The organism is Natronorubrum halobium, from assembly GCF_051351675.1.
Classification (GTDB): domain Archaea; phylum Halobacteriota; class Halobacteria; order Halobacteriales; family Natrialbaceae; genus Natronorubrum.
This window is the reverse complement of the sequence record NZ_CP195595.1, coordinates 1234323-1255147: the sequence shown is the minus strand read 5'-3', so window position 1 is coordinate 1255147 and position 20825 is coordinate 1234323. Positions and strand designations below refer to the sequence as shown.

The 20825-nt window shown below is 59.9% G+C and carries 20 protein-coding genes and 1 pseudogene; 6 read left to right on the top strand and 15 right to left on the bottom strand.

Annotated features, from left to right (window positions below; genetic code table 11):
* Positions 1–10: 10 nt before the first annotated feature.
* The 6 genes from ACSFC7_RS06120 to ACSFC7_RS06095 all read right to left on the bottom strand — a co-directional run bounded on the left by ACSFC7_RS06120 (position 11) and on the right by ACSFC7_RS06095 (position 8031).
* Complete coding sequence (locus ACSFC7_RS06120; RefSeq protein WP_436346850.1) at positions 11–691, bottom strand: class I SAM-dependent methyltransferase; 681 nt, start codon at positions 689–691, stop codon at positions 11–13.
* A complete protein-coding gene (locus ACSFC7_RS06115; RefSeq protein ID WP_436346849.1) occupies positions 688–2232 on the bottom strand; it encodes an ABC transporter substrate-binding protein in 1545 nt (514 codons plus the stop codon). Before ACSFC7_RS06115 ends, ACSFC7_RS06120 begins: the two co-directional genes overlap by 4 nt.
* Entirely contained in the window at positions 2232–4541 is a 2310-nt protein-coding gene (locus ACSFC7_RS06110) for a dipeptide ABC transporter ATP-binding protein (protein ID WP_436346848.1), read from the bottom strand. Before ACSFC7_RS06110 ends, ACSFC7_RS06115 begins: the two co-directional genes overlap by 1 nt.
* Positions 4542–4567: 26 nt before the next feature.
* Positions 4568–5398: a nickel transporter permease gene (gene nikC / locus ACSFC7_RS06105; protein ID WP_436347913.1), complete on the bottom strand. Its 831-nt coding sequence runs from the start codon at positions 5396–5398 to the stop codon at positions 4568–4570.
* Between the two features lie 53 nt (positions 5399–5451).
* Complete coding sequence (nikB, locus tag ACSFC7_RS06100) at positions 5452–6393, bottom strand: nickel ABC transporter permease (protein ID WP_436346847.1); 942 nt, start codon at positions 6391–6393, stop codon at positions 5452–5454.
* A gap of 357 nt (positions 6394–6750) precedes the next feature.
* Positions 6751–8031 (bottom strand): CobW family GTP-binding protein, encoded by a 1281-nt coding sequence (locus tag ACSFC7_RS06095; RefSeq protein ID WP_436346846.1) that lies wholly within the window; start codon positions 8029–8031, stop codon positions 6751–6753.
* 76 nt (positions 8032–8107) lie between these two features.
* On the opposite strand from ACSFC7_RS06095, the pseudogene ACSFC7_RS06090 reads away from it, so the two are divergent.
* The 4 genes and pseudogenes from ACSFC7_RS06090 to ACSFC7_RS06075 all read left to right on the top strand — a co-directional run bounded on the left by ACSFC7_RS06090 (position 8108) and on the right by ACSFC7_RS06075 (position 11583).
* Positions 8108–9714: pseudogene (locus ACSFC7_RS06090) on the top strand (transposase).
* A 369-nt stretch (positions 9715–10083) separates the two neighbouring features.
* Positions 10084–10254 carry a hypothetical protein gene (locus ACSFC7_RS06085; protein WP_436346845.1) on the top strand — a complete coding sequence of 57 codons (171 nt, stop codon included), beginning with the start codon at positions 10084–10086 and terminating at the stop codon, positions 10252–10254.
* Between the two features lie 49 nt (positions 10255–10303).
* The gene (locus ACSFC7_RS06080; RefSeq protein ID WP_436347912.1) at positions 10304–11353 is read left to right on the top strand and encodes a tyrosine-type recombinase/integrase; all 1050 of its coding nucleotides are present in this window, start codon (positions 10304–10306) and stop codon (positions 11351–11353) included.
* 80 nt (positions 11354–11433) lie between these two features.
* On the top strand, positions 11434–11583 hold the full coding sequence (locus tag ACSFC7_RS06075; protein ID WP_436346844.1) for a hypothetical protein: 150 nt from the start codon (positions 11434–11436) through the stop codon (positions 11581–11583).
* 192 nt (positions 11584–11775) lie between these two features.
* Here ACSFC7_RS06075 and ACSFC7_RS06070 read toward each other — a convergent pair whose 3' ends face one another.
* From ACSFC7_RS06070 to ACSFC7_RS06060, 3 genes are all read right to left on the bottom strand, one after another.
* Positions 11776–12741: a hypothetical protein gene (locus ACSFC7_RS06070; protein ID WP_436346843.1), complete on the bottom strand. Its 966-nt coding sequence runs from the start codon at positions 12739–12741 to the stop codon at positions 11776–11778.
* A 14-nt stretch (positions 12742–12755) separates the two neighbouring features.
* Positions 12756–13343, bottom strand: coding sequence for a UGSC family (seleno)protein (locus ACSFC7_RS06065; RefSeq protein ID WP_436346842.1), 588 nt, complete (start codon positions 13341–13343; stop codon positions 12756–12758).
* A gap of 182 nt (positions 13344–13525) precedes the next feature.
* Positions 13526–14980: an acetyl-CoA hydrolase/transferase C-terminal domain-containing protein gene (locus tag ACSFC7_RS06060; RefSeq protein WP_436346841.1), complete on the bottom strand. Its 1455-nt coding sequence runs from the start codon at positions 14978–14980 to the stop codon at positions 13526–13528.
* A gap of 223 nt (positions 14981–15203) precedes the next feature.
* Between ACSFC7_RS06060 and ACSFC7_RS06055 the strand changes: the two genes are divergently transcribed.
* The gene (locus ACSFC7_RS06055) at positions 15204–16373 is read left to right on the top strand and encodes an ISH3 family transposase (RefSeq protein WP_436346840.1); all 1170 of its coding nucleotides are present in this window, start codon (positions 15204–15206) and stop codon (positions 16371–16373) included.
* A gap of 716 nt (positions 16374–17089) precedes the next feature.
* Positions 17090–17482 carry a MarR family transcriptional regulator gene (locus tag ACSFC7_RS06050; RefSeq protein WP_436347911.1) on the top strand — a complete coding sequence of 131 codons (393 nt, stop codon included), beginning with the start codon at positions 17090–17092 and terminating at the stop codon, positions 17480–17482.
* Positions 17483–17841: 359 nt separating this feature from the next.
* Here ACSFC7_RS06050 and ACSFC7_RS06045 read toward each other — a convergent pair whose 3' ends face one another.
* Genes ACSFC7_RS06045 through ACSFC7_RS06020 form a run of 6 tightly spaced genes read right to left on the bottom strand, consistent with a single transcriptional unit; the run spans position 17842 to position 20822 of the window.
* The gene (locus tag ACSFC7_RS06045) at positions 17842–18213 is read right to left on the bottom strand and encodes a helix-hairpin-helix domain-containing protein (RefSeq protein WP_436346839.1); all 372 of its coding nucleotides are present in this window, start codon (positions 18211–18213) and stop codon (positions 17842–17844) included.
* 2 nt (positions 18214–18215) lie between these two features.
* Positions 18216–18635: a hypothetical protein gene (locus ACSFC7_RS06040; protein ID WP_436346838.1), complete on the bottom strand. Its 420-nt coding sequence runs from the start codon at positions 18633–18635 to the stop codon at positions 18216–18218.
* Positions 18636–18677: 42 nt separating this feature from the next.
* Positions 18678–19253, bottom strand: coding sequence for a hypothetical protein (locus ACSFC7_RS06035; RefSeq protein ID WP_436346837.1), 576 nt, complete (start codon positions 19251–19253; stop codon positions 18678–18680).
* Between the two features lie 21 nt (positions 19254–19274).
* Positions 19275–19769: a hypothetical protein gene (locus tag ACSFC7_RS06030; protein ID WP_436346836.1), complete on the bottom strand. Its 495-nt coding sequence runs from the start codon at positions 19767–19769 to the stop codon at positions 19275–19277.
* A 4-nt stretch (positions 19770–19773) separates the two neighbouring features.
* Positions 19774–20019 carry a hypothetical protein gene (locus tag ACSFC7_RS06025; RefSeq protein ID WP_436346835.1) on the bottom strand — a complete coding sequence of 82 codons (246 nt, stop codon included), beginning with the start codon at positions 20017–20019 and terminating at the stop codon, positions 19774–19776.
* A complete protein-coding gene (locus ACSFC7_RS06020) occupies positions 20016–20822 on the bottom strand; it encodes a hypothetical protein (protein WP_436346834.1) in 807 nt (268 codons plus the stop codon). The genes ACSFC7_RS06025 and ACSFC7_RS06020 overlap by 4 nt, the downstream gene beginning before the upstream one ends.
* Between the last annotated feature and the right edge of the window lie 3 nt (positions 20823–20825).

Sequence of the window (20825 nt, the reverse complement as noted above, 5' to 3'; positions counted from 1 at the left end):
GAACGGACTGTCACTCGGGCGCGTCGCCGACCATAATATACTTCTCGTAATTCGGCTCCTGTCCCCAGAGCTCAGCGTCCGCTAGGGGTTCGTACTCGACGTTCTCGAGGCCCTGCTCTCCGAGGAACGCCGCAAGCTCTGCGAGCGGCCGACCGTCGTATAGCGGCAGGTCGTCGTGGATCTCCTCGTAGCCCTCGAACGTCTCGTCGAAATCCCAGTGCCCCTCGATCAAGACGATCCGCCCGCCGGGGCGGACGACACGTCGCCACTCATCGATCGCGCGCTCCGGTTCGGGGAGCGTCCAGATGAGGTGACGTGCCGTCACCAGGTCGTACGTGTCACTGGGCCGGGCTAGATTCTCCGCGTCTCCGTGTTGGAACGTGGCGGATAGGTCCGACTGCTCGACCTTTGTTCGCGCCTGCTCGAGCATTTCCGGCGCGAAATCAACACCTGTGACGTCGTGGCCGAGCTCCGCTAACAGCAACGAGATTACGCCGGTGCCACAGCCAACATCGAGGACCCGCTTCGTCGGTTCACCCGTCCACAGACGCAGCACCGACAGCCACGCTTCGCGTTGCGCGTCGCTGTGAATGCCGTGTTGACTGTCGTCGTCGAACGAATCGGCACGGTTGTCCCAGTATTCTCGGACGGCCGCTTTGATGGCGTCCTCCGTTTGCTCGGATCGCGTCATGATTCCTCGAGCGTAATCGATTCGAGTCCGTACCGCGATTCCGTTGGGTGGGGTTCGTAGCCGCTGACCCCGTTCGTGGTCGCGACGACGTTCGAGTAGTTCGTCAACACCGTAATCGGCGCGTCCTCGAGGACGATCGACTGGACTTCGTGGTAGCGTTCCTGTCGCGCTTCGCGGTCGCCGAGTTTGCGCGCCTCCTCGAGCAAGGTATCGACACGCTCGTTCTCGTAGCCGTGGTGGAGCGACGCGGCCTCCGAGTGGAACATGTCCGAAAGCCGGTCGGGGTCGGGATACCACAGCGTCCCCCAGGACGTGAGATAGATGTCGAAGGAGTTCTGACCGACCCGATCGACCATCGCGGAGTACTCCATGACCGTCACATTGAGATCGATCCCGACCGCTGCGAGTTGGTCCTGTAGCACCTCGGCGATCAGCGGTAGGCTCCGGGCGTCGAAGGTGAGTACTTCGACGGAGAGGTCCTCGCCATCGCGGGATCGGACGTCGCCGCCCCCGTCGGTCGTCCAGCCGGCCTCGGAAAGCAGCGACCGGGCGCGATCCGGATCGGACAGGTCCGTCTCGAGGTTCGGGTTCGCCCACTCCGTCAGTTCCAGCGAGAACGGCCCCACGGCGGGATCGTCGATACCGTTGAGAATCCCTTCGGTGATTGCCGCCCGGTCGATCGCGTGATCGACTGCCCGCCGAACGCGGTCGTCGTCGAACGGCTCCGACTGAGTGTCGAACGTGAGGGATCTGATCCGCGGAATCTTGGGCGTGTAGACGTCGATCCCGTCGGTTGATTCGAGCGCACTGACCATCTCGTGGAGCAGGATGCGGGCCATCTCGAGTTCGCCGTTCTCGAGTTTCATCCGCCGCGTCTGGTCGTCGTCGATGACCTCGTAGCGGACGGTTTCCATCTCGGGTTGCTCCCCGTAGTAGTCGTCGTTGCGGACGGCTCGCAGCTCGGAGCCGGGCTGGAACCTATCGAAGACGAACGGACCGGTACTCACCGGTTCGGTGATCGAGCCGTCTCCATCGATCGCCTCGGGGCTGAGCAGCACTGCCTCGTTACGCGAGAGGTGAGCCGGCAACGGTGTGAACGGTGTCTCGGTCTCGACGGCGACGGTCGCCTCGTTGACGGCCTCGATCGTGTCGATCGGGACGTCCGTGAACGCGGTGGTATCTGCGGTCCGTCGGAGCGATTCGACGGCGGCCGCCGCGTTCAGGGGCTCGCCGTCGTGGAACGTTACGTCCTCCCGGAGCGCAAACTCCCAGCGGTGCTCGTCGAGCCGCTCCCACTCGGTCGCGAGCTCCGGCGTCGGGTTCGCGTCGTAGTCGACGCCGACCAGCGCCTCGGTGATGCCGAGACGGCGAATCTGGCTCCCGCCGTCGAGCGGATCGCGGCTCGGTTTCCACGGGGCCCCGATGCGAAAGTCGGCGTCGTCGGGATCGTTCGAGAGACAGCCCGCGACGGCGAGCGTCGCGGCGCCGATCGTCGTTTGCAGTGCAGTACGTCGGTCCATCGTGAGTTTCGTCTCCTTCATTAGTCGATTTCGAGTCTTTCGATCGAGTCAGTCGCTGATTCACCGGTGTCGGAAACGGCATCGAACGCGCTCGAGTCGTCCTCGCGGCGCGCGTCGCACGATCCGTTCGGGGCCGGGTTTCGGTTGTCACGCCACTCGCCCGCGTACGGACAGCGCGACCGGACATCGCCATCGCCGTCGACGGCCTCGAGGGCCGGCTCGACCCGCGAGCAGTCGTCCTCGGCGACCGGACAGCGGGGATGGAACGAACAGCCCGAAGGCGGAGCTGCAGGACTCGGTGGATCGCCCGCAAGCGCGTCCGTTCGGTCCGCAAATTCCTCGCTCCGCTCGGCTCCCGGAATCGCATTCAACAGCGTCTGCGTGTACGGATGCGTCGGCCGAGAGAGCGTTTCGCGGGCCGGCCCCGCTTCGACGAGTTGCCCGCAGTACATCACCGCGACGCGGTCGGCGACGTGGCGCACGACCTCGAGGTCGTGTGAGACGAACAGGTACGTCAGGCCGAGGTCGGCCTGCAGATCGGCCAGCAAGTTCAGAACCGTCGCCTGAGTGGACGCATCGAGTGCGGCCGTCGGTTCGTCCAGCACGAGCACGGACGGCTCGAGCGCGAGCGCGCGGGCGATCGCGATCCGCTGGCGCTGGCCGCCGGAAAGCTGGCCGGGGTAGCGGTCGATGATTTCGGGCGAGAGGCGGACCAGCGAGCACAGTGTCGCGATCCGTGTTTCTCGGCGCGAGCGCGACCAGCCGGCCTCGACCAGCGGTTCGTCGATCGCCTTCCCGACCGTCCGCTTGGGGTTAAGGCTCGCGCCCGGATGCTGGAACACGACGCCGATCTCGGACAGCTGGTCGTTCGTCCGATCGCCGACACCGCCGACCGACCGACCGCGGAGGCGAACGGTGCCTTCGTCGGGCGTCTCGAGGCCGGCGAGCAGTTTCGCGAGCGTCGACTTGCCGCAGCCGCTCTCGCCGACCAGCCCGACGGTCTCGCCAGACCGGAGCTCGAGGGAGACGTCCCTGACGGCCGGAATGCGGTCGTCGGCACCGAAGACGCGGCCGAGGAGCGTGTCGGACGCCCGGAAGGACTTCGCGACACCCTCGAGGGCGATGACCGGCTCCGCGCCCCCGCCGGTGCCGGAACTCGGCTGCTCGCTCGGCGAATCGCCCGTCGAGTCCGCGGGTACGGTCGCGCCGCCGTCGACGGCCAACGAGCGCGGTTCTGTCGGGGTCTCGCCCGCATCGGTCGCGGCGGCCGCTCGCGCTTGCCGGTCTCGCATCGCCTCGAGCGAGGCCTCGCGCGCGTCGGGTACGTCACACCGCACGTCGTGGCCGGAGCCGGCCGAAACGCTCGGCGGATCGACCGCACAACACTCCTCGATCGCGAACGGACAGCGATCGGCGAACGCACACCCCTCGAGGGTTGAGTTCTCGCTCGGCGGCGCTTCCTCGACCGTCGGGAGCCGAGCGTCGGGATCGGCGTGACGAGGGAGACAGTCCAGCAGCGCCTTCGTGTAGGGGTGTTTCGGGCTCGAGCGGAGCTGCTCGGTCGTCCCTCGTTCGACGACAACGCCGTCGTACATGACGACGATCCGGTCACAGAGCTGCGAGACGACGCCGAAGTCGTGGCTGATCACCAGCATCCCCGTTCCGTGGTCGGCGTTGAGCGCGGCCAGCCGCTCGAGAATCGCCGCCTGGGTCGTCGTATCCAGCGCGGTCGTCGGTTCGTCGGCGATCAGCAGCGACGGCTGCCGGGCGAGCGCGATCGCGAGCATGGCCCGCTGGCGCATTCCGCCGCTGAACTGGTGGGGGTAGGCGTCGATCCGCTCGCTCGGCCGGGGGATGCCGACCGTCTTCATGAGTTCGAGTACCTCCGAGCGGAGCGTCGAGGAACGAAGCCGGGGACTCACACCGTGTGCGAGTTCCGTTGAAAGCGGCTGTCGGTCCGGGTCACGATGGATCCGTAGCGCCTCGGCGATCTGCTCGCCGATCGGATACACCGGGTTCAGCGTCGTCGACGGGTCCTGGAAGATCATCGCCAGTTCCCGGCCGCGGAGCCGGCGGAGCGTCCGCTCGTCGGCCGTCGTCAGTTCTCGGTCGCCGTAACGGATGCTCCCGTCGACGATCTCGCCGGGCGACTCGAGCCGGACGATCGAGCACGCGGTGGCCGACTTGCCACACCCACTTTCGCCGACCAGACCGACGATCTCGCCGGGTTCGATCGCGAACGACGCGCCGTCGACCGCGCGGACGGTCTCGGATCCGGTGTCGAAGTGAACGTGGAGGTTCTCGATCTCGAGTGTGTTGGTTCGTGTCATAGTCGTGTTCAAAGTCGTCGTTTTGATCAGGTTCGCCGTCGCTTGCGGTCGTCGAGGTGGTCGGGATCCAGTTCGTCTCGCAGGCCGTCACCGATCAGGTTGAAGCCGACGACCGTCAGCATGATCGCAACGCCGGGCGCGGTGACGAGCCAGGGAGCGGAGCGCAGGTAGTTCCGGCCGCCAGCGATCATCGTGCCCCACTCGGACGTCGGTGGCTGCGCGCCGAGGCCGAGATAGGAGAGGCCGGCGGCCGCGAGGACGACGGTGCCGAGGTTTAGCGTCGCCAGCACGAGCACCGGACTGACGACATGGGGCAACAGGTGTCGCCGGACGAGCCGGCGGCGCGGCGTCCCGTAGAGCTTCGACGACTGGACGAACGGCCGGTCCCTGATCGCGAGGACGCTCCCGCGGACGATCCGCGCATACGATGCCCAGCCGACGACCGAGAGCGCAATCACGACGTTTCGCAGGCTCGGCCCAAGCACGCCAGCGATCACCAGCGCGAGTACGAGCCCGGGAAACGCCAGCTGGATATCAACGAGCCGCATCAGAAGGGCGTCGACGAACCGGCCGCCGGTGGCCGCGAGCAGACCAATCGTCGTCCCGATGGCGACGCGGATCGTCGTCGCAACCACCGCCAGCGCGAGCGAAACGCGTGCGCCGTACGCGAGTCGGGTTGCCACGTCGCGCCCGAGCGCATCGGTCCCGAGCGGGTGGGCGAGCGCCGGCCCCTGCAGGCGGGTCTCGAGCGCCTGCGTTGTCGGATCGTACGGCGAGACGAGCGGGCCGACGAGAGCGACGATCGCGAGCAGTCCCACGGTCCCGCCGCCAAGTCGGATCGCGGTGTTCGTTCGGATCTCGGGCCGCCACCGATCGAGTCGGCCCCGCCACTCGAGTCGGTCCTGGTCACTCACGGGCGCTCACCTCGTTCGACGCGCGGGTCGAGCGCGACGTACGCGAGGTCGACCAACTGGTTCGTGACGACGAACGCGACGGCCGTCACCAGTACGACGCCCTGAACGATCGGGTAGTCGCGGGCGAAGACGGCGTCCACGAGCAGCGTCCCCAGCCCCGGCCGCTGGAAGACGGTCTCGACGATCACGGCGCCGTTAATGACGTATCCGAACTGGAGGCCGATGATCGTCACGACCGGGATAAGGGCGTTCCGGAGCGCGTGCTTGTAGATCACGAGCCGTTCGTGGACGCCCTTAGAGCGTGCGGTATCGACGTAGTCGGCCTCGAGGACCTCGAGCATCGACGTGCGGACAAGCCGGGTGACGATCGCGGCCATCCCGGTGCCGAGCGTGATTGCGGGCAAGACGAGATGACCGAGCGTGCCGGCGCCGCCGACGGGCGTCAGTCCGAGCCAGAGCGAACAGACGAGAAGCAGCAGGTAGCCGAGCCAGAAGTTCGGCATCGAAACACCGACCAGGGCGGCGATCTGGCTCGTGTGATCGATCCACGTGTCGCGGTGGACGGCACTGAGTACGCCCAGCGGAACGGCAAGCACTAGCGAGACGGCCGTCGCCGCCAGCGCGAGCTCGAGCGTGTTCGGCAGGTACGTAAGCACCAGTGACGTGACGGATTCTGACTGGTAGTACGACACACCGAGATCGCCCCGGAGTGCGTCAGTGAGCCACGAGACGTACTGGACGAGGAACGGGTCGTCCAGCCCGTGTTCGGCGCGAAAGCTCGCTACCTCGGATTCCGATGGCGGGCTCTGGCGTTGCTCTCTGAGGATCGTATACGCCGGATCGCCGGGCGTCAGAAATACGAATCCGTACGTGATCAGCGAGACGCCGAGGAGAACCGACGACAGTGATCCGAACCGGACGAGGAAGGCACGCAGCATCGGAGTTAGTACCGGGTGGGAGCTGACGATTGCGTTCGAACGCGGTCACACGAGCGACGGGCGCAATCGATACGTCGTCGGTCGCGACGTCCCGAGCCGCCGCAGTTGTCACCGCGGCCGCTCGCTCGAGTCCACCCGGTATGAAACGGTGTTCGGCGAACATGTGCGGTTCTCGACCGCTCGTAACAGGTGTCGTCATTCCGCAATCGATCGGACCCTACTATCCACATTATCAATCGAATTTGTAGTAATGAAAGTGTAGTTGTAAATCCTCGGGTTTCTCGGCGCCGAAGGACAGGTTGGGACGGATCCGCTTGATCAGGACTGTCTGAAAGCGCGAGCGTGGCGACGACATCGTCAATCAGCGAGGCCGACCTCCTCGGCACTATCGTCGGTGCGCTGGGTGCCCTGGGCAGTGGGTTCCTCGGCGTTTTCGCCGCCTTCGAACGTCGGAAAACGATCCTCAAAGGCATCCCAGTCAGCATCCATCTCCTCATCGGTCAACGTGGCCGTCTCGAGATCTGCGCGGAGTGCATCGTGGTCCATGTCGGCGCCGATGATAACGAGCCGGGAAGCTCGGTCGCCGTACTCGGGATGCCAGTTCTCCTCTAGTTCGGGATGTGCCTCGAAGTACTGCGCCTGTTCGTCCTCCGGAAGCGTCGCAAGCCACGTTCCAGCGGGTGTGAGCCGAATCGACTGTCCCGCGATGTCAAGGCCGAACGCGATCTCCTCATGTCCCGCCAGCCAGAAGTGGCCTTTCGAGCGGACGACGTTCGTCGGGAAGTCGTCCAACAGGTCAGCAAACCGCTCCGGATGGAACGGTCGGCGGGACTCGAAGACGAACGAGGTGACCCCGTGTTTTTCCTCCGCCGAGGCGTGAGGTTCTTCGAGTTCCTGCATCCAGCCCGCGGACTGACTCGCTGCTTCGAAGTCGAACCGACCCGTATCGACGACCGCTTCCGGATTGACTACACCGTGTTCCGTCCGGATGACCGCCGCTCGCGGCTGGAGTACCTCGATCATCTCTTCGATCTCATCGAGTGTCTTCTCGTCCACGAGGTCGCACTTGTTCAACAGGAGGACGTCACAGAACTCGATCTGTTCGACCAGAAGACTCCCGAGGTCTTTCTCCGTGTCGCCGTCCATGAGCGACTCCGTCGAGTCGAACGTCGCCCAGAACTGGTGGGCGTCGACGACGGTGACCGTCGTGTCGAGTTCGTAGTAGTCCATCACCTCGATACCGGTCTCCTCGTAGAACTCCGTGGGGTCGAGATCTCCCTGGTCGAACCCCATGGTGAGGGTTTGTGCGACGGGAAGCGGCTCGGCGACGCCCGTTGACTCGATGAAGAGATAGTCGAACTCGCGGGTTTCCGCAAGCTTCGCGAGCGCGTCGAGCAGATCTCCCCGGAGTTCACAACAGATACATCCATCCGACAACTCGATCAGATTCTCGTCATTCTCGGAGATGTCGGAGTGTTCGGCGACGCGCTCGGCGTCGACGTTCACCTCGCCCATATCGTTGACCAGCACCGCGATGTCCCGGTCCGTTCGCGTGTTCAGGAGGTTGTTCAGCACGGTCGTCTTGCCCGCGCCGAGGTTGCCGCTCAGCACGGTGACGGGAATCGTCTTGCGACTCATCTGTTATTAACTCTAGAGCAGATCTTATTTATAATTATCTATATACCTTATAGTATTGTTAACAATGGTAGAATAGATGAAGGACTCACTGGACCCGCTCTCAGACCGTGCCTGCCGAATGACCGACACCCACACGGGAATCGAAATTACTCAACAGCTTCAAGTAGACAACTCGCTGCCATCGAGCATCGCTGAGAGTACGATTCGAACCAAATATCTCGATGATAGCTATCCAGAGTGGCACCCCGCTCCGGACTCGTTTCTCGGGATGGTTCGACTTCTCATCTACCGGGAGATTACGGGAGAGAGCTATCGAGCTCTGGCTCGATATCAAGAACTTGCCGAGCCGTTTGAGCTGGATCACATCCCTGGTGAATCCGTGCTGTCTCGAACATGGCGCAATCGCTTCGATGACGGTGTCCGAGAGCTCGTTCGGAGTACTGCCCACTTCGCCGTCAAAGAGGTCCACGACCGGGAGTTATCAGCTCCTGCTGTCCGGCCGAAGAGTGATGTCGATGAGGAAATCGTTCTACCAAGGACGACGAGGCAGCTGGTCAAGAATTCACTGACGAACAAATCCACCGAACCACGCGCCTCGCACGGGACCACGGCTTCAACGAGTTCGATTCGGGTCGCGCCGCGAATGCTACGTATGAGGACACGCAATTCTTCGAGTTACAAACGTTCATGGGGATGGTCGGCTGTGGGACGCCACAGGGCGCAACCCGCTTCCAATATCGGCATGGGAACGACTACGGTCCGCACGGGGATACTCACCGCCGGGCGATCAAGCAGTTTGACTTGGAGACACTCATCGAAGGATTCGATGAAGCGACCGACCGGCTTCTTTCGGTCATCGAATCTGAAGTGTCCTTTCGCCGGCCGGTAACAGCCGCTATTGACATCACGACCGTTCTGTACTACGGTGATGTCGAGGGGATGTCGATGATCAGTGGGACGAAAGATAGGGAGGGCCGAGCGTTCAAATTCGCGACGTTGTCGATCATCGGCCAGAACATCCCGCTCGTACTCGGCGTGGAGCCGATCCGAGAGAGCTCCGCGTGGGACGAGAATCCACCGAACCAGATTCACCGCGTCGTCCGACGACTGGTGAAGCGAGCGAAGGAACGCGTCCCTCTCGAGACGGTACTCTGTGACCGGGAATTCGATTCCCAGCGGGTGATCCAGACACTGTCAAATCACGGGGTAAACTATCTCATCCCGAAGCGAATCAACAGTACTGAGCGGGAGGTAATCGAGACGATGGAGGCTGCCGGGCAAGATGTCGCTGTAGAATCAGCGTCCGTTCACGTTGAGGAGGGGAGCCACTCGATGCATTTCCTGTATGTGCCCTCAACCAAAGGGGATGGGACGACCGTTTTCACGACGAATCTTCGAGTCAGCCCGGACGAGGCCGAAACGTTCTGTCGACGCTACAGCCGCCGCTGGCAGATCGAAAACGAATACAAATCCATCAAGAATGACTTTCTCGCAAAGACCTCGTCGAAGGACTATCTGGTTCGGCTGTTCTACTTCGTGTTTGCCGTGCTGCTGTACAATATCTGGCGACTCACCGACTTCCTATTGAAAGCTGATGTTAACGGTGAAATGGACTATGCGCCCGTGTTGACCGCGGGCGAATGTGTCGAGATCGTCATCTCAGCGTTGATTCCACCCGATTGACCGGCCGAGGACTCGCTGAGTCTGCTGATCGGGAGTGACAACCCTATTCAGCAGCACCAAAATACACGAATTTCCTCACGCTTGTCCGATTTTCATGTCAAGGAACGTCTGAAATGGGCTATTGGTTGGTGGGTTGGGGAACTGGACGCCGAGAATCTAACCTACAAATAGCCATCCTCCGAACCTGAGGGACCTTTGTTCCAAAAACTCCATATCGCTATATGGAGTTTATGAAAAGGGCTATCGGCTCGTAGACGCATCAAAAATGCTGAAAACAGCACTTCGAGAGACTTCGAAAATGACTGGACTAAAGAAGAGTTTAGTCAAGTAGATTTACTAGGGTCGAAGCTGTACCCCACAGCGAGGATCATGCCAGAAGGAAATCCCGGGGATTCGGCCAGCGAGAGTATGGAACAGCACGAGGGAGAGGAAATCACGGAGGTCGTAAAGGAAGATGGCCGTATTCGAATTGTACTTGAAAGTGGCTGGTACTTCGAATTTGACGAATACAATCACGGGACGGTGTTTGACCTTGAGTAATCGGAACATTTCCCGAGCCCACGAACCCCAGGGGAAGACCGTCGAAGAGATGGTTTCGCGCTACCTCGAGCACAAACTCGAGTCGGGTGGCAGTCGCTCGACGATGAAACCCGTCCTTGACGACTTCGCCGCGTTCTGCGAAGCGCAAAGTATCGGGGCGGTCGCCGACCTGGACTCGAGCGACCTGCGCGAGTACGGCCTTCGGCTGAAAACGAAACACACGAACGAGGAGATTGCCGGGTCGACTGCGAACACATACTTCGCGTACGTCCGCGCGTTCCTGTCGTTCTGCGTTCGCGACGAACAACTCGACACGAACCCAGCGGCGACCGAACGCGCCGAAGAGTTCCTTCCCGAAGATGAACCCACTCGAGAGACGCAGTTCTGGACGACAGAACAGCGAACACGACTGCTCGAGTACGCCGACGAACGCCTTCGCATGGCTCGAAAGGAAACCATCGACGTACCGCTCGAGCGCGCCTATCGAGACCGTACCATCGTTATCCTGCTCGCGGAACTCGGACTCCGTGGAGCCGAACTCTTTCGCGACCCAAACGACGACAAACGAGACGGTCTTCTGTGGAGCGACGTCAACCTCGAGCGTGGCCGTCTCGAGGTACTGGGGAAGTCACGGATCCGTGAACCCGTCGGACTCACGGAAGCCGCTCACGACGCACTCTCGCGTCTCGAACGCGTCCAGAAGCCGCCGACCGACGACTGGCCGCTGTTCCCGACCGGTCACGCGGCCTCGAAGTACCAGGCTGTCGACGACGCCACGGGAGAGCGACCGGAACCGGGTAGCGATATCGACGCGATTCTTCGCGACCGGGAGATCGCCCCGCCGTCGATCACCAAAGAGGCCGGTCGGCAGATCCTGAAACTACTGACGGGCGAGGCCCGGATCGAACTCGAGGGTGATGCAGAGTACCTCCAGCCCCACGGTGCGAGGCGGGCGCTCGGTGCCGAACTGTACGAAAAAGGCCATTCCGAACTGGCACAAAAGGCGTTGCGGCACAACTCCATCGAGACGACACACGATGCCTACAGCGATATCCAGGCGGAGGACGTCGCGACGTCGATCGACGAGGTAAGAAAGTAGAAAGAACCACTAAACCTTTGGTCGCGTCGCAAAGTCCTCTAGAGTTCAGTAGCAACTGATTGGTCGAGGAGTACGTCGATATGGGCGACGACGAGACGCGGGGAATGGTGTTGCACGGCTGTTACGCGAAGCCCAGCGAGTACGCGACCGACAACGAACTCGTCTGGACGGACTACTACGTGGCCTACACCCTCCACGAACTGTTACGCGAACAGTCGTCGGGAGACTAGGGGCGACCCTGTCGACACTTTTCATCGAGCAGGTCGGTAAGTACGTTCGGTCGAACCGTTGTCATCGACGAGTGTAATCAAATCACTGTTTTTATGTCAGTACAAGCGAGCCGACCTGCTACCGTATAGGCTTGGACCGAACAGAGGGATATTCGACAGTCAGCCGTTCATACTAGCATCTAAACCCCCAAGCTATCGTTCGATGGGTTTTGTCACTGCCTCATCATTTGTATACGTGAATGTGTGTATTACTGATGATATATTTTCCCCTCCAGCAGTTACGACGAGCGCATCGCCAGGAGAACGTAATAGTGGTTTTTCGGTATGGGGAAGTTGGCAGTTTTTGTACATATATTCTTTGAACTCCTCCTTGGAGTAGTGGTCGGATACATAATCGATGTGGTCATCGCAGAGAACGAATACGACCTCCCCTGGGACATCCGCTGCACAGGCTCCGGCATGAGCGCCTTGTCTGGCAAATGCCTTCAGAATGTCTTCCGGTTCACGGTCACCGTGTGCTCCTTCAGCAGTTATGTGTGGCGCGTGGGCACTGACCACTGTCACTGCATTTTCTTCGGGCGCCATATCGGCAATGTCCGCGTGGAGGGGCGACCACGGTTTGCTTGCCCCTTTTTCGCCAAAGCAGTTCGTGTATCGGCCCGCATAGCCATGTGACGCCTTCGTTCCCTCTCCCGGGTAGACCCCTCCGACAACCAAGAGCGTGAGCGAAATTGCCCGACCAATCGTCGCATTGGCACGGTACCCTGGTCCGAACAATCCCGTCCCACAGTTGATGTCCAACTCGTCCGCGATCGGGCCATTGACGATCGTTGCGATCCAGAAACCTCCAGTCGTGCTGGTAACAGCTCGGAGGTTATTCCACTCGCTCAACGCCTCGAATATCGCGATAACGACAGGGAAGTATTCGGCCCGACATCCCGCCATGGCCGAAACTTCAGCTAGTTTTTCCACGGTGAGTTCCGTGAAATTAGCTGGGATTTCCGAAATGACGTCTGCCGGGTCACGCGGCGTTTCTGCAAAAAAATCGTCGATTCGGGAGTCATCTGGGACGAGAACTGGCAGCCCATCCGATTTGTTTTCCTCTACTAGCCGCTCGTATAACTCCAGTGAATTCTCAGAATTTGCTGCATTAGTCATGGTAGGTGAACCAGTCAGTTCGTTGCTTCCGCATGCGTTTCGCCATCAATCGAACATTCTCCACCGAGACATTCCTCGCACGTCAACATCGTGCGAAGGCTCCACCTGATCTTCTGACACAGTTCCTTCACCTCGTTTTCGTCAGCATATTTCGTAGATTGCGGGATTGCGACGAGGGGGAGCTCGTCGTATCCATAACTATCGGCGATCTTTCTATTCAGCTCGATGAAATCTTCGCTGATGATCTGAACCGTCGGGATCCCCTGGTTCTCGAATGCGATAGAATCCACCGAAGAGGAGGAATTGCACGATCCACAGAGAGCGAACCCTTCTATGATTCCATCTACGTCGTTGCTCGTGATATTTTCGACATCTTCATCGGTCAGTGGGCGTGAGAAATGGGCTTTCTCGTAGTACTCGATACTCGCAACGTCGAATTCGTCGGTCAGGATCTCATCGATCGTCTCGTACAGCTCCTTCGAGTTAGGCGTCCCCAAAGAGACAAAGACGAGGGATTTGTCTTCGAGTGTATCCAACCGACTCGCGAATTCGCCTTCGATACTGTCTGACGTATTCTCGACTCCTGGTACCGGTTCGGGCATAACGTAAACGCATTAACCGCTTAGACACATAAAGATGTGGGTGACGTTCACTAGCAAAGTTGTCATGGGTGGTGTATGAACTGTCCGAATGATTATCGGTTCCGTTCGACGCTGCTGCTGGGCCGGAATTCTATCGAGGGGTGCACCACGGACGTGTGAGCCACCTCGTGCAGTGATCGTGTCTACCCGGTGTCTCGTCGCCACGAAAAGCATGCGTCGAGTTCGTGAGGTTCGTGTCCAGCGCCTTCGTCGGCCCGATTTCGATATCGACGAAGGTCGTCACGGAAGCGCGGATGGGCGCAGTTTTCGACTATGGCTTCCGAGCGTTCGGTCGGTGAAAGTCCCCGGAGGTCTGCGACACCTCGTTCGGAAATTACGATAGAGTAGTCGTGCTCCGTGTAATCCGGGTGGGAGACCATAGGAACGATTCTGGATATTTCGCCGTCTTTCGCAGTCGATCCCAGTACCAGAATACCGAGTTGACTACTCCGTGTGAAATCTCCCCCTCCGCCGATCCCATTGACGATATCCGAACCGATATGGGTCGCGTTTGCGCGACCGTAGATGTCCACCTCTAGGACACTGTTTATACTCACGACTCCGAATCGGTCGATGAGACCTGGATGGTTGGAGATGTTCGAATTCCGGAGAACGATTTTGTCGGTGTAGCGATCGATGTTCCTGAACAATCTGTCGCGCCCTGACTTGGACAAGGCGAGAGACGTCGCACTCGCCACCGAGATGGTTCCCGAGTCGAGAGCGTTGAGGAGGCCGTCCTGGAAAACTTCACCGAAGTAAGCGACTTCGCGTCCGCTCAGATCTGCAGAACTGATCGAACCCATTAGTGCATTTCCGAGGCTACCGACGCCAAATTGAAGAACGACCTTGTCGGTGTGGACCGGGTTGCGATCCGATTCGGCGAGCAAGAATTCGATCAAATTGTCCGCTATCGTCCGATGGCGACCGGTCGGTTCTCGAAATTCGTACGAACTGTCCTCCCGAGACGTCCGCACGACCGCGTGTAACTTGTCAGAGTCGAACGTGACTTTTCGGCTTCCGATCCGGCCACCCGGTTCCGTGAGCGGGATCGGTGACCGGTCCGGTGGTAACTCACGCCGGTAAATGTCGTGGAAGTGTTGTAGTTCGAGCGGTTGTGCTTCGTTGAGTTCTACGATCAGGTTATCGGCAGCGTCGACGAAAGCGGGTGTCGCTCCTATCGATGCCGATGGAACGAGCCACCCATCCCCCACGGCGATGGCTTCGATGATGGCCCAATCGGGGTCGCCAAAGTGGCCAGTCCTAGCCTCGAGACCGACGCGCGAAAGATGTCGATCACTGTACTGTACGGCGCCGTGATTGATCGCATCCTGTATTACGGAGCTTGTTTGTATCGCGTAGCGACGGTCGATGGCGTTCTGCTCCACGAGGTCAGTGTCGATCTCGTCGCCGACGACACCCCCGCTGACGATCGTCAGGTTCAGATCGCGATCGCTACGGGCAAGGGCCCGAGGGATCGCCTTTGGGTAGCCGACTCTTCCGAATCCACTAACAAAGAGACCGTCGTCCGATCCGATTTCGGAGGCAACAGGCGTCGCTTTTTGTGGTTGAATCTCGCCGATGAGACGATCCTGAATCATTGTCAAAATTCACGTGATCGTGTGTATACCCCCCACGGTATTCAGTGTAACCCATGATGACCGTGCTATAACTGGGGTCCGGTTGTTGCACCCGCGCTCAACTGTCTGACGTTGACCAAACTGCACTGTTGACTCGATGGAAATTCTGCTATCCCATGAAAGCGTGAAACAAGTATCAGTACCTCACAAAGCTGGTTAGTTGAAACGTCTGCTTGCTGCGAATGTGCCTACCAAACAACAGCAAGCAGACGATGAAATCCACGAGGACCAGCTCCTTAACTTTCTCGTCAACGTTCTCACCGGCGCGTTCTCGCTTGAGCTCGGCGAGAACGCTGAAATCGATCCAGAAGAGATCTTCGAGGTCCTCGTCGGCGCGACCGCCGACGGGACCTCGATCTCCTCACTCTGCGAGAAGACCGACGAGTCTCCCTCCGGCAACGACGTCCTCCATCATCTGCGCACCAAGTTCGACCTCGAAACTGTCGAATCGACCGGCAACACACTCTTTCAACAGGATGTCCTCGATACACTCCCCGAGCAGGTGGAGGTCGTCGCTGACCTCCACCTGCGGCCCTATTACGGTGATGAAGACGAGACGGAGGGTCTCTATCACTCCGAAGCCAAGCGTGGAACGACCGCGTTCCACGCCTACGCCACTCTCTATGCACGCGTGAACAACAAGCGATACACCTTGGCGGTGCGCCGTCTCACCGACGGCGACACCGCCAGCGACGTCCTCGCTGAGTTTCTCGGACTGGTCAGTCGCTTCGAGTTCGACGTCAAAGCGGTCTACCTCGACAGCGGTTTCTACGATGGCAAGTGTCTCACGTTGCTTCAGGCGCACAATTTCGCGTACATTGTCCCAATCATCAAATGGGGCAGCAAGATCGAAGCCGAACTCGAGCAGGGTTGGAGTCGTGAGATCTCTCACGATCTCACGACGTCCTATGGCGACCACGAGTGGACCGTTGAATTCCCTGTGATGATCGACTGTACGTACAAGAACGGCCGATACGGTGAGAACGGGGTGGCGCGTCACGGCTACGCCGTCGACGCGCCGTTCGTCGACGAGCCACGACAGGTCCGATCCCACTACAGCAAACGGTTCGGGATCGAAGCAAGCTACCGGCTTTCCGAGTCAACGCTGATCTCGACGACGACGAAAGATCCAACGAGACGGCTCTTGTTCATCGTCCTCAGCCTGCTGATCCAGAACGTCTGGCGGTACCTGCACTGGGAATATGTGGCGACGCCCCGTCGAGGCGGGCGTCGCCTCTGGTGGTGGCCCTTCGAGGAGTTCGTCGACATGGTAACCAGGGCAGCGTGGACGGCCCTCGCAACGCGTCGGGCCGTCCCCGCAAACCGACCACCGGATGACCGGTTCCACCGGTAACTGGTGACTGCGTACGCCTCATCGACCAGTGACAACACCGTCGCGTCGGCGGCGATTAGCCGCCGACTGCGACGCCTTCCCGTCTCTTGGCGCCGGGATGGATCTTTGGAGCACACGTCCAGCCCTGGTTCGTCGGTAACTCACGCTTCAGCGGTAGTTAGCTGAGGATACTTTGTGAGGTACTGAGTCTGGTGTACTTACGAAATCAGTACCGTGTTAGTACATTCAGGGAGTTTATACTGTATCCCTTCGATGACTTAGGCATGTCTTCGAAATCGAAGGGTGCAGGCGGATCATTACCTAAACAGGTGTCAGAGAATCCGGGACAGGCAACCGCTGCGACTGGAGAACGGCATCAGGAGCGGCAGCAGTCACCAAGGGCGAGGGGTCAGCGAGTTCTCCAGCAGTATCATCAGGAACAGAGGCTGCTACTGATCCCTCTGCAGTCGATCAGGTTTTCACCCTTGTGTCGTCTTCTCCATATCTCGCTTTGTGTTTGATGTTTCTCGTTCTACTTGCCATCACCGCGCACTATGGAAAATAGAGCCGTTCGTCAGTGAACCCTAACTGACGGACTAAAATTCGCCACGGACTCGAGAGTCCGTCACCGATAGCGTTCGTACGCGACGCCTGCAAAGAAGATCGCGACCGATCCATCGACTATCATTCTGCCGCAATATTCTTGCTGATTGAATCGAAAGTGAACGGATATGCCTATGGTGAAGACGGGGACGGGGAAAACGGAATTGCAACGGGATATCCTTCTGACGTGGTATGAGAATCCTCAAGCGACGAATAAAGAGATTGCAGACGCGTGCGATTGCTCGTCATCGTACGTAAGCCAGATCACGAATCGCTTCGACGATTACAACCAAATGGAGGCCATGATGGATCGCCAAGATAAGGAAATGGAACGAATGTTCGGCGACGACATTTTCCAGGGCATATCGGGTGCCGAACAGCCTGGACCAGCGATACCGGATGGCCCGAGTCTGGTCGATATGTACACCGAACAACCGGATAATCTGATTGGTTACCTCATGCGTGCTATTATAGTCCTCTTCATTCTATTCATTGTCTACCAAGCTGCAATGATCTTGGTTCTGTAACTTCATACGTATGTGAACCCGCACGCCACGGGTTCAGCTGGCAATCCTCGTCGACGCGCTCGCAGAAATCAGGGAACGGCCGATCTACGGAGAACTAACTTTTAACGGCCGGAATGACGAACTCCCACACGAACATTGTCGTGTCCCCATTCGCTGTATTTCACCGGTCTCCAACAGCCAGGCAGCAACTGCTGTTCCACAGTCGGTACAGATTGCGGCTGTTTTTGTTCGGGCACGGTAATCTGTTGCCATAGTCTCCCCTTCTTTCCCCTTCGGTATGAGGGCCACTCACATTCCCAGTGGATGGGTATCGGCCGGATCTGTGAATAACTCGCGCGCCTCACCTACCTAGGGTCGTCTCACTGCACCCGCTTGAGTACAGTCTCGGCCGTCTGCTCCCCAACGCCCGGCACGCCCACCAATCGCTCCCGATCGGCGGCCCGAAGCTCGTCCAGCGAATCGAACTCGCGGGCGATCGCCTTCGAGGTCTCCTCGCCGACGCCGTTGACGTCCTCGACGACGTGTCGAATCCGGTCGTTCCGGTCGTCGAGTAGGAACTCGAGTTGGCGTTCGTACTCGGCGTGATCGATATCGCCGGCTTCGTACCGATCGCGCAGTTCCTCGAGTGGATCCGGGTCGGACTCGAGGCGGTCGTACAGCACTGAGAACAGACAGAGCCCGACGGCGACGACGAACAGTACGAAGTCGAAGATACTGGGGTCGCGGTACATGGCTACCGCTCGAGATAGACCATGTACCGTTCGACTTCGCCGTCTTCGTTCACGGCGTCGAAATAGACCCACATCGATTCGACGCCCTCCATTTCGATTGTCCCCTCCCGGGACTCTGGCACGCTTGCCGATGGGATATGGTCGTAGTCGTCGGCATCAACTGCGTGATCCACCCCGCTGTTCACGATCCCGTCGTAGTGGACGGCCTCGCCGTCGGCGTCGCGGAGTTCGTAATAGTAGTGGCCTTCGACCGCCGTGCGTTCGTCGGCGTCGACGACGTGGGCTTGGACGTCCACGTACTCGGGGCCGACGTACGTCTCAGAGATGTTGTACGAATAGCTCTGCTCTGGCGGTTCATCACCCGCCGTTGCCTCGACGTCTGTTACGCCCAGGTCATCGAGGTCGGTGTACTCGTATCCCACTGCGGTATAATCAGGGTACGGCTCGCCGTCGGCTTCGAATGCCTAGTCAACGGGACTGGGGTCATCGGTGGGAAGAACGACACCTGCTGCCGCGCTGCCGACGGCGACTACCGGTACGAGGACGAGAAACGCCACGACGAGCACGCCAGTCCCGGTTGCGACGTGCTTAGAGGTGATATCTTTGGACGGCCGACCGGCGAACAGCGTTTCAACGAGTGCGACCGCCGCGAGTATCGACAGTCCGTAGGCGGTGAATGCAACGGTGTCGGTGACGACCTCGAGCGTGAGCCCGTCCGTAACGCCGGCCAGTGCGAGGGCGACCAACACGGTTCCGGTACCCATCACCTGCCATTTTCGCACCCACTGAACCCGACTCGAGAGTCCCCAGTAGACGACCATCACGATCGGGACGACGAACGCGAGCAACACGACGCCGACGGCGATCTCGAATGCCGCGTCGATGTACCACTCGAGCGGGAGCCACGGACTTGTGGCACTCTCACCCCAGGTAAATCCGCCAATCTGTGAGAGAATGCCGACGAATACGCTTGCGACGATGGTTGCAAAGACGATTCTTCCGATACGATTCGCTATTTGTGTTGGATTGATCTGTCTCATTGGTTCGGATTAGTAGCTCGGTTATTCGAAGTCCGCCAGTGCCGTCTCGTCGGGATGCTCACCGCGGTCGTGGTCTCGAGTAGCCGGATCACAGGCCTTGAACGCCCGCGAGTCGGTCAGCGTAAACGCCGACCGGCCCGCGGAGACCAGATCCCACGCTTCACTCGGCATCGAGCGACCGTCTTCGTCGGGGGCGCGACTCATCATCGCTTCGTTGCGCAGCTCGCGCAGTTCCTCGATACACTCGGATTCGTACCAGGTCAGCGCCTCGAAGATCGGCTCGAGCGTCCAGTCACTACCGGCCGGCGCTCGGAGGAACAGCGCGCCGACGGCGTCGAGAAAGTCCGCACGGACGGGGTCACGGCCGCCGTTGCCACCCTCCCGGTCGAGCGCGAACCAGAACGTCTCTTCGCGGGTGTTGGCGGCCACGGGACGTTCCTGTGTTTCTGTCTGGCGGTACAGCGCCCACGAGCGGGCGTCTTCGTCGACTCGGAAAGCAAAGTCTGGCTTCGTCATGGTGTTAGGCCTCGTTCCACTCGCGGACCTCCACAAGTGCGTCCTCGAGTTTCTGCTGGTTGAACGGGTTCGATTCGGCGGCGATCGCGGTCTCGAGTTGCAGCGGATTCATGAGTCGTGCCCGGCGTTTGAAACAGCGGGTACAGAGATACCGATCCTCGAGTGTTCCGAGTGGCTTTCCGGGACACCCTGAAGTGTTGCAGTTCAAGTGCCGGACCGTCCCCGCGAAAGTCTCGAGAAAGTCGTTCATGCGCGCCCTCGATTCGGCGTCCGCTGGTCGGTGTCGATCGGTTCGACGTACATGAAGCCCTGATTCGGTGGCTCTTCAGGAGGCTTGAGGTCGACGTCCCACAGCGGGCTGAACCAGATCCGACCTGTTTCGACGCCCCGAATCTCTCCGGCGGCGACGATCCGGCCGTCAACTTCGAACCAGATCCGCTGGAGTACACGTGTCTGCTGTGGTGTCCCGTTGACGGTCCAGTAACACTCGTGGTTGTCGGGGACGTTCCCTTCGCGTTTGTGATCGATCTGTTCCTCTGTCGTGTGAATGAGGACGTCCTGGTAGGTCATGTCTGGATCTGGGAGTTTGTCCATCGTCGTCGGGCCGTAGTCGAGCTGATCCTCGTAGTCGTCGCCGTTGCGTGTCTCGAGTTTCGTCACGGCGTAGCCGTCGTGCCGTTCGGCGATCGGGAGTTCCATCGCTCGAATCTCTGTCGCGCCGCCGCTGTGATCTGGGACGACCTGCTCGCCGTCGAATTCGATATCAGCGAGCGAGTTGTGGTTGACAGTATCCTCGAGAATAGCGTACGCACGCGCGAAAAACCGGGCGTCTCGCTCGCTTTTCGCGGCTACACGGTAGTACGCACCGTGAAACGCCCCGTGCATCCCCGCCGACGTCGACGACACCAGATAGATCGAGTAGTCTGGATCTGGTGTCTCGTCGTAGTGGACGTCCGGAAACTCGAAACAGTCTGGACAGACCGTGTTTCGAGCGAGGTAGTTCGGCTTCGTTTCGAACTCGTCGCCACAGCCGTTGCACGTGTACGTTTCCATGAT

Coding starts and splice junctions, on each gene's coding strand:
- ACSFC7_RS06085 (WP_436346845.1), top strand. CDS start 10,084: ATGCCAGAAGGAAATCCCGGGGATTCGGCCAGCGAGAGTATGGAACAG.
- ACSFC7_RS06020 (WP_436346834.1), bottom strand. CDS start 20,822: ATGGAAACGTACACGTGCAACGGCTGTGGCGACGAGTTCGAAACGAAG.
- ACSFC7_RS06045 (WP_436346839.1), bottom strand. CDS start 18,213: ATGTACCGCGACCCCAGTATCTTCGACTTCGTACTGTTCGTCGTCGCC.
- ACSFC7_RS06065 (WP_436346842.1), bottom strand. CDS start 13,343: ATGCCCGAACCGGTACCAGGAGTCGAGAATACGTCAGACAGTATCGAA.
- ACSFC7_RS06030 (WP_436346836.1), bottom strand. CDS start 19,769: ATGACGAAGCCAGACTTTGCTTTCCGAGTCGACGAAGACGCCCGCTCG.
- ACSFC7_RS06120 (WP_436346850.1), bottom strand. CDS start 691: ATGACGCGATCCGAGCAAACGGAGGACGCCATCAAAGCGGCCGTCCGA.
- ACSFC7_RS06060 (WP_436346841.1), bottom strand. CDS start 14,980: ATGATTCAGGATCGTCTCATCGGCGAGATTCAACCACAAAAAGCGACG.
- ACSFC7_RS06080 (WP_436347912.1), top strand. CDS start 10,304: ATGGTTTCGCGCTACCTCGAGCACAAACTCGAGTCGGGTGGCAGTCGC.
- ACSFC7_RS06035 (WP_436346837.1), bottom strand. CDS start 19,253: ATGAGACAGATCAATCCAACACAAATAGCGAATCGTATCGGAAGAATC.
- ACSFC7_RS06070 (WP_436346843.1), bottom strand. CDS start 12,741: ATGACTAATGCAGCAAATTCTGAGAATTCACTGGAGTTATACGAGCGG.
- ACSFC7_RS06110 (WP_436346848.1), bottom strand. CDS start 4,541: ATGACACGAACCAACACACTCGAGATCGAGAACCTCCACGTTCACTTC.
- ACSFC7_RS06050 (WP_436347911.1), top strand. CDS start 17,090: ATGGTGAAGACGGGGACGGGGAAAACGGAATTGCAACGGGATATCCTT.
- ACSFC7_RS06095 (WP_436346846.1), bottom strand. CDS start 8,031: ATGAGTCGCAAGACGATTCCCGTCACCGTGCTGAGCGGCAACCTCGGC.
- ACSFC7_RS06115 (WP_436346849.1), bottom strand. CDS start 2,232: ATGAAGGAGACGAAACTCACGATGGACCGACGTACTGCACTGCAAACG.
- ACSFC7_RS06075 (WP_436346844.1), top strand. CDS start 11,434: ATGGGCGACGACGAGACGCGGGGAATGGTGTTGCACGGCTGTTACGCG.
- nikB (WP_436346847.1), bottom strand. CDS start 6,393: ATGCTGCGTGCCTTCCTCGTCCGGTTCGGATCACTGTCGTCGGTTCTC.
- ACSFC7_RS06025 (WP_436346835.1), bottom strand. CDS start 20,019: ATGAACGACTTTCTCGAGACTTTCGCGGGGACGGTCCGGCACTTGAAC.